The sequence below is a fragment of the Aeromonas sp. 25-248 genome (assembly GCF_053005425.1).
Genome location: NZ_JBRKTB010000018.1, coordinates 59,198 through 72,788 on the forward strand (window position 1 = coordinate 59,198; position 13,591 = coordinate 72,788).

Annotated in this window: 12 protein-coding genes; all 12 read right to left on the reverse strand. The window is 61.9% G+C overall.

Features of this window, described 5'->3' with window-relative positions; genetic code table 11:
* Positions 1-13: 13 nt before the first annotated feature.
* Complete coding sequence (locus ACVDHI_RS18940) at positions 14-2,581, reverse strand: putative bifunctional diguanylate cyclase/phosphodiesterase (RefSeq protein WP_039041083.1); 2,568 nt, start codon at positions 2,579-2,581, stop codon at positions 14-16.
* 234 nt (positions 2,582-2,815) lie between these two features.
* Positions 2,816-4,858, reverse strand: coding sequence for an oligopeptidase A (prlC, locus tag ACVDHI_RS18945; RefSeq protein WP_042879059.1), 2,043 nt, complete (start codon positions 4,856-4,858; stop codon positions 2,816-2,818).
* 221 nt (positions 4,859-5,079) lie between these two features.
* Positions 5,080-6,099 (reverse strand): porphobilinogen synthase, encoded by a 1,020-nt coding sequence (gene hemB / locus ACVDHI_RS18950; protein WP_039041081.1) that lies wholly within the window; start codon positions 6,097-6,099, stop codon positions 5,080-5,082.
* Positions 6,100-6,102: 3 nt separating this feature from the next.
* On the reverse strand, positions 6,103-6,888 hold the full coding sequence (locus tag ACVDHI_RS18955) for a TatD family hydrolase (protein ID WP_104455030.1): 786 nt from the start codon (positions 6,886-6,888) through the stop codon (positions 6,103-6,105).
* Positions 6,889-6,999: 111 nt separating this feature from the next.
* A complete protein-coding gene (tatC, locus tag ACVDHI_RS18960) occupies positions 7,000-7,752 on the reverse strand; it encodes a twin-arginine translocase subunit TatC (RefSeq protein WP_053288917.1) in 753 nt (250 codons plus the stop codon).
* Positions 7,749-8,207, reverse strand: coding sequence for a Sec-independent protein translocase protein TatB (gene tatB, locus ACVDHI_RS18965; RefSeq protein ID WP_041214159.1), 459 nt, complete (start codon positions 8,205-8,207; stop codon positions 7,749-7,751). The genes tatC and tatB overlap by 4 nt, the downstream gene beginning before the upstream one ends.
* A 3-nt stretch (positions 8,208-8,210) precedes the next feature.
* Complete coding sequence (gene tatA, locus ACVDHI_RS18970) at positions 8,211-8,459, reverse strand: Sec-independent protein translocase subunit TatA (protein ID WP_010672358.1); 249 nt, start codon at positions 8,457-8,459, stop codon at positions 8,211-8,213.
* Positions 8,460-8,498: 39 nt separating this feature from the next.
* Positions 8,499-10,139 (reverse strand): ubiquinone biosynthesis regulatory protein kinase UbiB, encoded by a 1,641-nt coding sequence (gene ubiB, locus ACVDHI_RS18975; protein WP_324063336.1) that lies wholly within the window; start codon positions 10,137-10,139, stop codon positions 8,499-8,501.
* Positions 10,139-10,747 carry a ubiquinone biosynthesis accessory factor UbiJ gene (locus ACVDHI_RS18980; protein WP_324063338.1) on the reverse strand — a complete coding sequence of 203 codons (609 nt, stop codon included), beginning with the start codon at positions 10,745-10,747 and terminating at the stop codon, positions 10,139-10,141. The genes ubiB and ACVDHI_RS18980 overlap by 1 nt, the downstream gene beginning before the upstream one ends.
* Positions 10,748-10,755: 8 nt before the next feature.
* Positions 10,756-11,508 carry a bifunctional demethylmenaquinone methyltransferase/2-methoxy-6-polyprenyl-1,4-benzoquinol methylase UbiE gene (gene ubiE / locus ACVDHI_RS18985; RefSeq protein WP_039041078.1) on the reverse strand — a complete coding sequence of 251 codons (753 nt, stop codon included), beginning with the start codon at positions 11,506-11,508 and terminating at the stop codon, positions 10,756-10,758.
* A 65-nt stretch (positions 11,509-11,573) separates the two neighbouring features.
* Positions 11,574-11,951 carry a fluoride efflux transporter CrcB gene (crcB, locus tag ACVDHI_RS18990; RefSeq protein WP_039041077.1) on the reverse strand — a complete coding sequence of 126 codons (378 nt, stop codon included), beginning with the start codon at positions 11,949-11,951 and terminating at the stop codon, positions 11,574-11,576.
* Between the two features lie 87 nt (positions 11,952-12,038).
* A complete protein-coding gene (locus ACVDHI_RS18995; RefSeq protein ID WP_324063340.1) occupies positions 12,039-13,304 on the reverse strand; it encodes a cytosine deaminase in 1,266 nt (421 codons plus the stop codon).
* Between the last annotated feature and the right edge of the window lie 287 nt (positions 13,305-13,591).

Consider the following 13,591-nt stretch of genomic DNA (forward strand, 5'->3'; position numbering starts at 1 on the left):
CAGAAGCAGGGGGTCAGCTCACCGTGGTCAGATTCGCCAGGTTCATTCCCTGACGGTTGAGACTCAGGTACTCGGTCAGATCGTCGAAGGGCAGCGGGCGGCTGAGCAGATACCCCTGGGTGAAGGCGCACCCCTTCTGGCAGAGGAAATTGAGCTGCTCCCGGGTCTCCACCCCTTCGATCACCACCTGCATGCCGAGGTTGTGCACGATGTTGATGATGCCGTCGAGCAGCAGGCGGTCCTGCTCGTTGAAGGGAATATGGCGCACGAAGGAGCGATCGATCTTCACCAGATCCACCGGGAAGGTACGCAGGTAGTTCAGTGCCGAGTAGCCGGTGCCGAAGTCGTCGATGGCCAGCTTGCAGCCCGCCTCGCGCAGGGCATCGATCCGCACCCTGTGCTGATCGCTGGTCTCCATCAGCAGGGACTCGGTGATCTCGATGATGATGTCCGCCGGATCCAGCTCGAAGTGGCGGATCACCCTGAGCCACTCGTTGGCCTCCGGGTCTATGGTCTGGAATTCCAGGGTGGAGCGGTTGATGGACATCTGCAGATCCGGGAAGCCGGACTGCTGCAATCTGGCCAGATCCCGGCAAGACTGCCACAGCACCAGGGCACCCAGCCCCTGGATGAGCCCCGCCTCTTCCGCCAGCGGGATGAAATCCGCCGGTGAGACCTGACCCCAGTGGGGGTGATACCAGCGCACCAGGGCCTCCAGCTTGGCGACCCGGCCGCTGCGGTTGTCCCAGATGGGCTGGTAGGCCATGGTCAGCTGGCCCAGCTTGATGGCCTCCGCCAGATCGTGCTGCATCTGGTGGCGCTGACTCACCTCTTCCCGCATGGAGGCGTTGTAGGTGCCGAGGGGGCGTCCCTGGCGCTTGGCGACGAACAGGGCCTGCTCGGCATTGCGCAAGAGCTCGTCGCTGTCGCCGCCGTCATTGGGACAGAGGGTGATCCCCAGGGTGGCGGTCACATAGAGGTGCTGGTTGGCCAGCATGAAGGGGCGGGCAAAGCCGCCGATCACCTGCTTGGCAAACACCTCGGCCTGACGGCGGTTGACGATGCCGGGCACCAGGAAGGCAAACTCGTCGCCGCCGATGCGGGCCACCAGGTCCTCGGTGCGCACCCGGCTCACCAGCCGATCCGATACCTCCCGCAGCAGGGCGTCGCCCACATGGTGATCCATGCTGTTGTTGACCGCCTTGAAGTTGTTGAGGTCGAGCACCATGAGGGCGAAGCGCTCCCCCCGCTCGCAGAAGCGGGCCAGACAGCGACCGAACAGCCAGCGGTTGGGCAGGCCGGTGAGGTTGTCGTAGTTGGCCTGGGCGGCGATCTTCTGCTCCGCCAGCTTGGTCTGGGAAAGATCGCTGAAGATGGCGATGTACTGACTGATCTTGCCCCCTTCCCGCACGGCGCTGATCATCAGCTGCTGGGGATAGAGCTTGCCGTTCTTGCGCTTGTTCCACACCTCCCCACGCCAGATCCCCACCCGCTCCAGGGCGTGGTACATGTCCGCATAGAAAGTCTGATCGTGCAGTCCAGACTTGAGCATGCTGGGCCGCTGGCCACACGCCTCCTCCTCGCTGTAACCGGTGATCTTCTCGAAGGCCGGATTGACCGAGATGATGCGACTGTCGGCATCGCACACCAGAATGGCTTCGGAGAGGTTGTCATAGACCCGGTGGGAGAGCTTGAGCTGCTCCGCATGGCGCCTGATGGGATCGATGTTCTCCAGCACCACCATGAGATAGTCGGGGTGCATCTGCTCGTTGCGGATCAGGGTCACCGTCACCCGTCCCCACAGGACGGTCCCATCCCGATGGAGATAACGCTTCTCCTGGGTAAACGCGGGACGCTCTCCCCGCTTGAGGGCGTCGTAGAGCGCAATACTGGTCTGCCAGTCGTCCGGATGGTTGATTTCGGCGACGGTGAGCTGTTGCAGCTCCTCCTGGCTGTAGCCGAGCATCTTCTCGATGGCCGGGTTCGCCCAGAGGATCTTGCCGCCCAGATCCACCTTGCCGATGCCCACGGGCGCATGGGACATCATGGTGTCCAGGAAGTGGTGATGTTCCGGTTGCGCCGGCTGCTCCTGGCTCTGGCGCTGCTGATACATCAGCGCCAGTTCACGACCGGCGAGCGGGGCCAGCAGACGCAGCAGGCCCACTATCTTCTCCATTCTCGGCATGGCCCGCTTGAACATGACGCTGCACAGGCCGATGGTCTCTCCCTCGGCGTTCTTGAGCGCGACGCCGGCATAGGCTCTCACCTCGCAGCGCTCCAGCACGGCGGCGTGGGGGAACAGCTGACGGGTGCGATCGCTGAACCAGGCTTCACCCTGTTGCATGGCGATCTCCCCCGGAGTGTCGGCGAGGGGGAAGCTGTAGGCGTTGATGTCGAGGGAGGCGGGATAGGCGGCATGCACGGTAAAGAACAGACCCGCCTGATCCTTGCCGGACACCAGGACGAAGTCAGCCCCCACCGCGTTGGCGATTTCACTCACAAAGGCATCAAAATATCCCTGACCACTCGAATGAGACAGGCTGGAGATGATTTGATAGACAGACTCGAGTGCTCGCCTCATGGCAAGGTTCTTTCTCTCCCTGGAAGGTAGAACCCGACTCTACTGAAGAGGCGGGGACAGTGCAAACATGCACTCCGCAAGATATTAAAAAGGCTTGGAAAAAGGGACCAAAAGGTCCCTTTTTCTATCAAAAATCACGTTTCGATCCCACTATGCCGCAAATGTGTACCTGCTTGAAGCTCCCGCAGTGGCGCGGCAGCTCATCCAATCGAGGCTCACTGTGGCGGCGGGACCTCACGCGGCGATACCACTGTGACGCAGCAGCGCATCCACCTGGGGCTCCCGGCCACGGAAGGCACGGAACAGCTCCATCGGCTCCCTGGAGCCGCCCTTTTCCAGAATGTTCTTCAGGAAGGAGTGGCCCGTGGCCGGGTTGAAGATCCCCTCCTCCTCGAAGCGGGAGAAGGCGTCGGCAGAAAGTACCTCGGCCCACTTGTAGCTGTAGTAGCCCGCCGCGTAGCCGCCCGCGAAGATGTGGGAGAAGCTGTGCTGGAAGCGGTTGAACGCCGGAGGCGTCATCACGGCGACCTGGCTGCGCACCTCAGCCAGCAGCGCAGGGATCTGATCCGCTCTGGCCGGGTCAAAGGTCTGGTGCAGACGGAAGTCGAACAGGGCGAACTCCAGCTGGCGCAGCATCTGCATCGCCGCCTGGAAGTTGCGGGCGGTCAGCATCTTCTCCAGCAGATCGGCGGGCAGCGGCTCCCCGGTCTCGTAATGGCCGGAGATGAAGGCCAGCGCCTCGGATTCCCAGCACCAGTTCTCGAGGAACTGGCTCGGCAGCTCCACCGCATCCCAGGCTACGCCGTTGATGCCGGCCACGCCAGCCACATCGATGCGGGTCAGCATGTGGTGAATGCCGTGGCCGAACTCGTGGAACAGGGTGACCACTTCGTTGTGGGTGAACAGGGCCGGTTTGCCGTCCACCGGGCCGTTGAAGTTGCAGGTCAGGTAGGCCACCGGCTTTTGCAGGGAGCCGTCCTGACGGTAGCGGCGACCCAGGCAGACATCCATCCAGGCGCCGCCCTGCTTGTGCTCGCGGGCGTAGAGATCCAGGTAGAAGCTGCCGCGCAGCTCGTCATCGGCGTCAAAGATGTCGTAGAAGCGCACGTCCGGGTGCCAGGTGTCGATGCCGAGACGCTCGCGCACCTTCATGCCGAACACCCGCTTGACCACCTCGAACAGCCCCTTCACGACCCGACCGGCGGGGAAGTAGGGACGCAACTGCTCATCAGAGACCGAAAACTTGTGCTGTTTGAGCTTTTCTGCGTAATAGGCAAGATCCCAGGCCGCCAGTTCGTCCTGACCGTGCTGCTCGGCGGCAAAGGCGCGGATCTCCTCCAGCTCCGCCTTGCCTTGGGGCAGGGACTTGGCAGCCAGGTCGGTGAGGAAGTCCACCACCTGCTCCGGCTTGTCCGCCATCTTGGTCGCGAGGGAGAGCTCGGCATAGTTGGCAAAGCCCAGCAGTCGGGCCAGCTCCCGGCGCAGGGTGAGCAACTCGGTCATGATGGCGGAGTTGTCCCACTTGCCGGCGTTGGGGCCCTGGTCGGAGGCGCGGGTGGTGAAGGCCTCATACAGCTCGGCACGCAGGGCGCGGCTGTCGGCATACATCATCACCGGCAGGTAGGAGGGGATGTCCAGGGTGAACAGCCACCCCTCCTTGCCCTTGAGTTCGGCCATCTGGCGCGCGGCAGCCTGGGCGCTCGCGGGCAGACCAGCCAGCTCTGCCTCGTCGGTCACCAGCTTGTGCCAGCCCTGGGTCGCGTCCAGCACGTTGTTGCTGAAACGGGAGGCGAGCTCCGAGAGGCGGGCCTGGATCTCGCCGTAACGCTGCTGCGCCTCGGCAGGCAGACCGATGCCGGAGAGGCGAAAATCGCGCAGGGTGTTCAGGATCTCCTTGCGCTGGGCATCATCTAGCCGGGGGAAGTCATCGCTCTCGGAGAGGGCCAGATAGGCTTGATAGAGCCCTTCATGCTGACCGACATAGGTCTGGAATTCGGAAAGCAGCGGCAGGCAGGCATCGTGAGCCGCCCGCAGCGCCTCGCTGTTCTGCACGGCGTTGAGGTGGCTGATGGGGGACCAGATCCGGGAGAGGCGGTCGTTGACCTCTTCCAGCGGGGCGATCAGGCTGTCCCAGGTGTGAGGCTCCTTCTGGGCCAGCACATCCTCAATCTTCTGTTTGCAATCGGCGATGGCCTGCGTCACGGCAGGTTGCACCTGATCGGGCTGGATCTGGCTGAAGGGAGGCAGCGAGTCCATTGTCAGCAAAGGGTTAGTCATCTGCGGTACCTCTAAATGCTCTGCAGCCCCTGCCGTCCAGAAGCCTGCTTGGACCATCTAAGATGTAGGCAGAAACCCCATTTATCAAGCCTTTGCCGCCAAGAGACGGGCATGTTGCCCACTTTTTCAGGCATTTTGTTCATAAAACCAGCATTTCATCTACCAGAGACGACAATGCCGGCCCGAGGGCCGGCATTGTGAGGGCATGGACACTCCCCGCCTCAGCGTCGGGCGTCCTCTTTCAACCACTGGGCGACCCGCTTGGCGAAGTAGGTGAGGATGCCATCGGCCCCGGCCCGCTTGAAGCAGAGCAGGGATTCCATCACGCACTCCTTCTCCTTGAGCCAGCCATTCTGGATCGCCGCCATGTGCATGGCGTACTCGCCGCTCACCTGATAGGCGAAGGTCGGCACGCCGAACTGATCCTTCACCCGGCGGATGATGTCCAGGTAGGGCATGCCCGGCTTGACCATGACGCTGTCCGCCCCTTCGGCGATGTCGAGGGCCACTTCGTGCAGGGCTTCGTTGCCGTTGGCCGGATCCATCTGGTAGGTGGCCTTGTTGCTCTTGCCGAGGTTGGCGGCGGAGCCCACCGCATCGCGGAACGGGCCGTAGTAGTGGGAGGCGTACTTGGCGGAGTAGGCCATGATCTGCACGTTGACGAAGCCATTCTCCTCCAGCGCGGCGCGGATGGCACCGATGCGGCCGTCCATCATGTCGGACGGGGCCACCATGTCGGCCCCGGCGGCGGCATGGGAGAGCGCCTGCTTCACCAGGATCTCGGTGGTGATGTCGTTCTGCACATAGCCTTCGTCATCGATGATGCCGTCCTGGCCATGGGTGGTGAAGGGGTCGAGCGCCACATCGGTGATGACCCCGAGCTCCGGGAAGCGAGCCTTGAGGGCACGGGTCGCCCGCTGGGCCAGGGCATCCGGGTTGTAGGCCTCTTCCGCCATCAGACTCTTTCTCTCCAGCGGCGTCACCGGGAACAGGGCCACCGCCGGCACACCCAGGGCCACCAGTTCGGCGGCCTCTTCGAGCAGCAGATCGATGGAGAGCCTGTCCACCCCCGGCATGGAGGCAACGGCCTCTCGCTGACCCTCTCCCTCCAGCACGAACACGGGATAGATGAGATCGTCGACGGTCAGTACGTTCTCGCGCACCAGGCGGCGGCTGAAGTCATGTTTGCGCACCCGGCGCAGGCGACGGCCCGGGAAGGCCCCCGGAAGAGTTGTGGCCATGAATCACTCCAAAAGCGGAAGTTGGAAGAATGCGGCGGAGGTGGCCCGGGTATGGGCCAGCAAGGCCTCGGGCGCTTCACCACGGCAGGCCGCCACCACCTGGGCGATGTGCGGCAAAAAAGCGGGTTCGTTGCGTTTGGGTCTGGGTTTCAGATCCCGCGGCACCAGGTAGGGGGCGTCTGTCTCTATCATCAGGCGACCCGCCGGAATGCGGGCCACTTGCTCGCGCAGCAGCTGGCCACGGCGCTCGTCACAGAGCCAGCCGGTCACCCCGATATGCAGCCCCAGCGCCAGGCACTCGTCCAGCTCGGCGTCGGAGCCGGTGAAGCAGTGCAGCACGGCCCCCGGCAGGCGGGGCAACCAGGGGCGCAGGATCTCGACGAATTTGTCATGGGCATCGCGGCAGTGGAGAAACACCGGCATCCCGAGATCGGCGGCGAGCGCCAGCTGGGCGTCAAACACCGCGTCCTGCACCGGACGGGGGGAGAAGTCCCGGTTGTAGTCGAGACCGCACTCGCCGATGGCCACCACCTGGGGCAGGGCCGCCAGTTCGCGCAAGGCGGGCAGGGTCGCCTCATCGACGCTTTTGGCATCATGGGGATGTACCCCGGCGGTGGAGAAGCAGTAACCGGGCCAGCGGGCGGCCAATGCGGCGCTCTCGCGGCTGCCGGCCAGATCGGTGCCGGTCAGGATCAAGGCTTCCACCCCGGCGGCGCGCGCGCGTTCCACCAGGTCGGCCTGTTCGCCGGCGAACTGGCTGCTGGTCAGGTTCAAACCGATGTCGATCATGGAGTCAGGGGTTCCGGACAAACGAGGTGCATATCAGGCATTTGAAAACCATCTACTCGATGGGGCCTTACCATACGCCTCGAACGGATGCATGAAAAGAGGAAGGGAGCCTCAGCTCCCCTCTTCCGTTTGTTGCTGCTCCTCGTCCTCTTTCTTCACGTAGAAGCGGGCGAAGAACAGACCTATCTCCCACAGGCCCCACATGGGGATCGCGAGCAGGGTCTGGGAGAAGACATCGGGCGGCGTCAGCAACATACCGACCACGAAGACCCCGACGATGACGTAAGGGCGCTTCTCCTTCAGGCTCCTGGGGGTGGTCACCCCGGTCCAGCAGAGCAGTATGGTGGCCACCGGGATCTCGAACGCCACCCCGAACGCGAAGAACAGGGTCAGCACGAAGTCCAGGTAGCTGGCGATGTCGGTCGCCACCGTCACCCCGGCGGGGGCGGTACTGGTGAAGAAACCGAACACCAGGGGGAACACCACGTAGTAGGCAAACGCCATGCCGGCGTAGAACAACACGGCACTGGAGGCGACCAGCGGCATGATGAGACGCCGTTCATGCTGGTACAGACCGGGGGCGATGAAGGCCCAGGCTTGGTAGAGCAGATAAGGGATCGCCACGAAGAAGGAGACCACCAGGGTCAGCTTGATGGGCGTGATGAAGGGCGTCGCCACATCCGTCGCTATCATGCTGGTGCCTGCCGGCAACTGGCTGAGCAGCGGCTGGGCCACGAAGTCGTAGATGTTGTTGGAGAAGTAGATCAGCGCGATGAACACCAGCAGGATGGCGGTGATGGAACGCAGCAGACGGGTTCTCAGCTCCACCAGATGGCTGATGAGGGGTTGTTCTGCCTGACTCATGGCTTCACCTCCCCTGTGGCTGCGGACTCGCTGGCAGGCACAGGCTCGCCCTCTCGCTGGCTGTTGACCGGTGGCACCTCTGGGGTCGCGGGCACCGAGGCCGCCACCGGAGTGGCTGGCTCAGCCTGGGCGAGCTCCCGAGGCGGGCGGATCTCGTTCTCCCCCTGATAGGGACGATTCACCGACTGGGCGGCCGCTTTCAACTGCTCGATGGACTCCTGCAGCTCGGGGCTCAGGTTGTTCATCTGCAACCGTTCGGCCTTCTTCAGATCGTTGTGCAGATCCTGCAACTTGAGCTCCTGTTCCAGCTCGGCCTTGACCGAGTTGGCGGTGCTGCGGATCAGCCTTATCCAGTGGCTGGCGGTGCGGATCGCGACCGGCAACCGCTCGGGGCCCAGCACCACCAGGGCGACGACGCCGATGACGACCAGTTCCCAAAAACCGATGTCGAACATGGCTTAGGCCTGATCTTTGTCTTTCTGCTTGGCGGCTTCGGCGTTGCTGGCCGTCTCGTTCAACTGCTTGGTCGGGAACTCGGCATCTTTCTGCTCGGGTTTGGTGTCGGCCGGCTCATCAGAGAGCGCCTTCTTGAACCCCTTGACCGCCGCGCCCAGATCGCCACCGATACCGCGCAATTTCTTGGTGCCAAACAACAGCACGACGATGACTGCGATGATCAACAACTGCCAAATACTGATACCACCCATGACTTTCTCTCCGGATAGGCGCCCGATGGCGCAGGTTATTTAATGGGAACGGGTTCGCAACCAACCCAGCAGCCAGCATAACCCGGCGCCGGCGAGGCTGATTTGTCCCCACTCAATGTATTGTTTCTGGGTCAGCAAGAATACACCCGCAAGCAGCAGGCTGGCTCCAACCCCTAAGAGGTAGCGGGCTTGCCCCTGACGGCGACTGTGGCGACGGAAATCGGCAAACATCTGGTCGAAGTGGTGCTGCTGATGGCGGGCCTGACGCAGGGTCTCATAGACCAGCTCCGGCAGCTCCGGCAGTTTCTCCGCCCAGAACGGCGCCTTCTCCTTGATGGCATTCCACACCGCCTTGGGGCCGACCTGCTCGTGCATCCAGTTCTCCAGGTAGGGCTTGGCGGTCTGCCACAAATCGAGCTGCGGGTAGAGCTGGCGCCCCAGCCCCTCCACATAGAGCAGGGTCTTTTGCAGCAACACCAGCTGCGGCTGCACCTGCATGTTGAAGCGGCGCGCGGTGTTGAACAGATTGAGCAGCACGTGGCCGAAGGAAATCTCGGAGAGCGGTTTCTCGAAGATGGGCTCCAGCACGGTGCGGATGGCGAACTCGAACTCGTCCACCTTGGTATCGGGCGGCACCCAGCCGGACTCCACGTGCAGCTCGGCTACCCGGCGGTAGTCGCGGTTGAAGAAGGCGAGGAAATTCTCCGCCAGGTAGCGCTTGTCTTCCCGGTTGAGGGTGCCGACGATGCCGCAGTCGATGCCGATCCAGAGCGGATTCTCCGGGTGTTCGAAAGAGACGAAGATGTTGCCCGGGTGCATGTCGGCGTGGAAGAAGCTGTCGCGGAACACCTGGGTGAAGAACACTTCCACTCCGCGCTCGGCCAGCAGCTTCATGTTGGTGCCGTTGGCTTCCAGCGCGGCAATGTCGGAGACCGGAATGCCGTAGATACGCTCCATCACCAGCACCTGCTCACGGCAATGGTCCGTGAACACCTCGGGTACATAGAGTGCCTCGGAACCGGTGAAGTTGCGGCGCAGCTGGATGGCGTTGGCCGCTTCGCGCATCAGGTTGAGCTCGTCGAGTATGGTCTTGCGATACTCCTCCACCACCTCGACGGGGCGCAGTCGTCCGCTCTGGGGCACGAAACGGGCCACCAGACGAGCCAGGGCCTGCATCAGGCGCAGGTCGGCCTCGATGACCGACTCGATATCGGGACGGATCACCTTGATGACGATCTCGCGGCCGTTCTCCTTCAACCGGGCGGTGTGCACCTGGGCGATGGAGGCGGATGCCAGCGGCGTCTCGTCGAAGTCATCGAACAGAGTCTCGACGGGGCAACCCAGGCTCTCTTCTATCTGGCGACGGGCGGCCTGACCACAGAAGGGTGGCACCCTGTCCTGCAGCAGGGCCAGCTCTTCGGCAATGTCAGGGGGCAGCAGGTCTCGGCGGGTCGAGAGCATCTGACCGAACTTGATGAAGATGGGACCCAGGGCCTCGAAGGCGAGGCGAATACGGGCGCCACGGCTCATGCCTTGTTGCTTGTTCTTGAGCCAGAACAGACTGCGACGGGCCAGACGGCCAGGCCAGGGCTGATAACGGGCGGGCACCAGCTCGTCGATGCCCTGTTCCAGCAGGATGCTGACGATGCGATAGAGGCGTTTGAACTCCTTCGGGGTCATCAGCTCACCTGCTGTTCGAGGCGGGCAAGCCGCAACTCGATCGCCTTCATCTGTTGGGCCAGCTCTTCGACATCGTCATTGAAGCTCGCCACTTCCAGCGGACCCGGGGCAAGCCTCGCCTCCTCGGTCAAATACTCGGCCACTTGACGCTGGGAAAGGCACAACTCTCGCCCCACAAAACGGCGAGCCTGACGGGCACCACTGCACAGGGTGTGGGCCACCACATCGCCGGTGTAGCGGGACAGCTCCTCTTCCCAGTCGATATCGAGCTCGCCAAGCAGGGCGCTGAATGCCTGCACCAGCTGGGGGTCACCGCTCAGGTCCAGTTTCTCCTCGCGGATGTAGCGGGTCAGGGCGGAAGGCTCCTTGAGCAGGCCGAGGGCGGTCAGGGAGAGGCTCAGCACCGCATCCGCCTCCCCTTCAAACCTGGCCAGCACATCCAGACGGCGCTCCGAGAAGACAAACCAGAGCGGCTTGAGCTCGCGCAGCTCCAGTTTGAGTACCTTGCCCGTCAGCTTGCGCAGCCGCTCCGGGCTCTGTTTGTCCAGGGCAAGCAACTGGTTGAGGCTGGTTTCGATCACCGCGGTGACCATGGCATCCATCGGCATAGGCGACCTTAAAACTTGTAACCGCGGTGCAGGGCGACCACGCCCTGGGTCAGGTTGTAAAACTCCACCTGTTCGAAACCGACATTCTCCATCATGCCTGCCAGGGTCTGCTGATCCGGGTGCATGCGGATCGATTCCGCCAGGTATTTGTAACTTTCGCTGTCGTTCGCGACGATTTCGCCCATTTTTGGCAGCAATTTGAAGGAGTAGAGATCATAAAGTTTCGCGATCACTTCGCTCACCGGCTTGGAGAACTCCAGCACCAGCAGGCGGCCACCCGGCTTGAGCACCCGGAACATGGAGGCAAGCGCCTTGTCCTTGTCGGTGACGTTGCGCAGGCCGAAGCCGATGGTGATGACATCGAAGTGGTTGTCCGGGAAGGGGAGCGCCTCGGCGTTGGCCTGCACGTAGGAGACGTTGTTGGCCACCCCCAGGTTGCGCAGTTTGTCGCGGCCCACTTTCAGCATGGAGTCGTTGATGTCCGCCAGGACCACCTGGCCGGTCTCACCCACGATGCGGGAGAACTTGGCGGTCAGATCCCCTGTGCCGCCAGCCAGATCCAGCACCTTCTGTCCTTTGCGGACACCGGAGCAGTCGATGGTAAAGCGCTTCCAGAGGCGATGGATGCCGAACGACATCAGATCGTTCATCAGATCATACTTGGCCGCTACCGAATGAAAGACACCGGCGACCAGGGTTTCCTTCTCGGTCGCTGCCACGGTTTTATAGCCAAAATGCGTAGTAGTAGTCTGTTCCGACATCCCTCAAATACCCATAGAGCAAAGAATGGCCGCCAGTTTACCAGAGCCGATGGCGTGCGGACACCTCAAACCCGGCTTGCGACCAACTGCATCCCCAGCACGACCATGGCCAGACAGAGGAACAGATTGAGACCGATATTGAGCAGCGCCTTCAGATAGGCCCCTTGCTGGGCCAGCACGACCGTATCGAGGGCAAAGGAGGAGAAGGTGGTCAAGGCGCCGAGGATACCCACCATCAGCAATGGCTTCATCGGGTGCTCCACCACGTGACCATGGCTGATCAGGGCATAGGCAATCCCCATGATGAAGGAACCCACCACGTTGACCACCAGGGTGCCATAGGGAAAGTGGCGCCCCAACAGCCATGCCATCAGCTCGGCGATGCCAAAGCGCAGGCAGGCACCGAAGGCGCCCCCGACAGCGACAAATAACCAGGTTTGCATCAAGCAGTCTCCAAGATTGTCAGGTTGGCATTATGCAAAATGTCGGCAGCAGGGGACAGCCGGGCAATTAATCGACCCGGCTAGACCCTAGCGGCGAAAGTCTACCGATTCTGCATTCACAAGATGGAGGGTCGTCTCGGCCGGGCGAGTATCGGCGATGACTCTGCCATGACGGATGGAATAACATACCGGCACCTGGCGGCGCACCGCATCGAAACCATTTTCTGCAGGAAGGATCAGCAGGTTGGCGGGCTTGCCCACCTCGATGCCGTAGCGATCCTGAACGTTCAGGGTGCGGGCACTGTGACAGCTGATCAGCTTGAGACTGTCGTTGATCTGTTCGTAGCCCATGATCTGGCAGACATGCAGCCCCATGTGCAGCACCTGCAACATGTTGGCCGTGCCCATGGGATACCAGGGATCGAACACGTCGTCGTGGCCGAAGCAGACGTTGATGTTCGCCTCCAGCATCTCCTTCACCCGGGTGATGCCACGACGCTTGGGATAGGTATCGAAGCGCCCCTGCAGGTGAATGTTCACCAGCGGATTGGCGACGAAGTTGATGTCCGCCATCCTGAGCAGCCTGAACAGCCGCGAGGCATAGGCTCCGTTGTAGGAGTGCATGGCGGTGGTGTGGCTGGCGGTCACCCGATGGCCAATACCGCGCTCGTAGGCCAGGGTTGCCAGTGTCTCGATAAAACGGGACTGTTCGTCATCGATTTCGTCGCAATGCACATCCACCAGAACCTGATATTTCTCCGCAAGATCGAAGACGTAGTGCAGACTTTCGACCCCGTACTCCCGGGTAAACTCGAAATGGGGGATGGCACCGATCACGTCGGCCCCCAGCTTGAGAGCCTCTTCCAGCAATGCCTTGCCGTTGGGGTAGGAGAGGATTCCCTCCTGTGGGAAGGCTACTATCTGCAGCTCCACCCACTCCTTCATCTCCTCCCGCACCTCCAGCATCGCCTTCAAGGCGACCAGATTGGGGTCGGAAACATCCACGTGGGTCCGGACGAACTGGATGCCGTTGGCAATCTGCCATTTCAGTGTCTGGATGGCTCGCTGTTTCACATCCTCATGGGTCAGCAGCGCCTTGCGCTCGGCCCAACGCTCGATCCCCTCGAACAGGGTACCGGAGAGGTTCCAACTCGGCTCGCCAGCCGTCTGGGTGGTATCGAGGTGAATGTGCGGTTCGATAAAGGGGGGGATGACAAGGCCTTGCTCACCATCAAGCTCGCGAGCAGAGAGCAGTTGAGTGCTCATGGGCTCGATGGCCCGGATCACGCCTCCCTGACAGAGGATTTGCCACATCCCTTCCCTGCCCGCCAGACGCACATTCCTAATCAGCATGTTCTTCCCCTTCGAAAGCGTGGTTGTCTTTGCCAATCCACAACTTAGCCCGGATCCCTTTAATAGAGAAGTGCCGCCCGGAAAGCATACGGGATAGAAAGGGAAGATATGTCAGCAACAAGAAGGTGCGACATTGCAGGACTGCAATTTGCGATGGATGGCCGAAAGGCAGACACAAAAAAACCTCCCGATTGGGAGGCTTTTTTATTTAATGGTGCTGATACCCAGAATCGAACTGGGGACCTCATCCTTACCAAGGATGCGCTCTACCGACTGAGCCATATCAG

What these genes read in the sequence shown, in the direction of transcription:
- hemB (WP_039041081.1), bottom strand. Translation starts at nt 6,099, where the DNA reads ATGGCCACAACTCTTCCGGGGGCCTTCCCGGGCCGTCGCCTGCGCCGG.
- ubiE (WP_039041078.1), bottom strand. Translation starts at nt 11,508, where the DNA reads ATGTCGGAACAGACTACTACTACGCATTTTGGCTATAAAACCGTGGCA.
- ACVDHI_RS18940 (WP_039041083.1), bottom strand. Translation starts at nt 2,581, where the DNA reads ATGAGGCGAGCACTCGAGTCTGTCTATCAAATCATCTCCAGCCTGTCT.
- ACVDHI_RS18955 (WP_104455030.1), bottom strand. Translation starts at nt 6,888, where the DNA reads ATGATCGACATCGGTTTGAACCTGACCAGCAGCCAGTTCGCCGGCGAA.
- ACVDHI_RS18980 (WP_324063338.1), bottom strand. Translation starts at nt 10,747, where the DNA reads ATGCCGATGGATGCCATGGTCACCGCGGTGATCGAAACCAGCCTCAAC.
- tatA (WP_010672358.1), bottom strand. Translation starts at nt 8,459, where the DNA reads ATGGGTGGTATCAGTATTTGGCAGTTGTTGATCATCGCAGTCATCGTC.
- tatC (WP_053288917.1), bottom strand. Translation starts at nt 7,752, where the DNA reads ATGAGTCAGGCAGAACAACCCCTCATCAGCCATCTGGTGGAGCTGAGA.
- tatB (WP_041214159.1), bottom strand. Translation starts at nt 8,207, where the DNA reads ATGTTCGACATCGGTTTTTGGGAACTGGTCGTCATCGGCGTCGTCGCC.
- prlC (WP_042879059.1), bottom strand. Translation starts at nt 4,858, where the DNA reads ATGACTAACCCTTTGCTGACAATGGACTCGCTGCCTCCCTTCAGCCAG.
- ubiB (WP_324063336.1), bottom strand. Translation starts at nt 10,139, where the DNA reads ATGACCCCGAAGGAGTTCAAACGCCTCTATCGCATCGTCAGCATCCTG.
- crcB (WP_039041077.1), bottom strand. Translation starts at nt 11,951, where the DNA reads ATGCAAACCTGGTTATTTGTCGCTGTCGGGGGCGCCTTCGGTGCCTGC.
- ACVDHI_RS18995 (WP_324063340.1), bottom strand. Translation starts at nt 13,304, where the DNA reads ATGCTGATTAGGAATGTGCGTCTGGCGGGCAGGGAAGGGATGTGGCAA.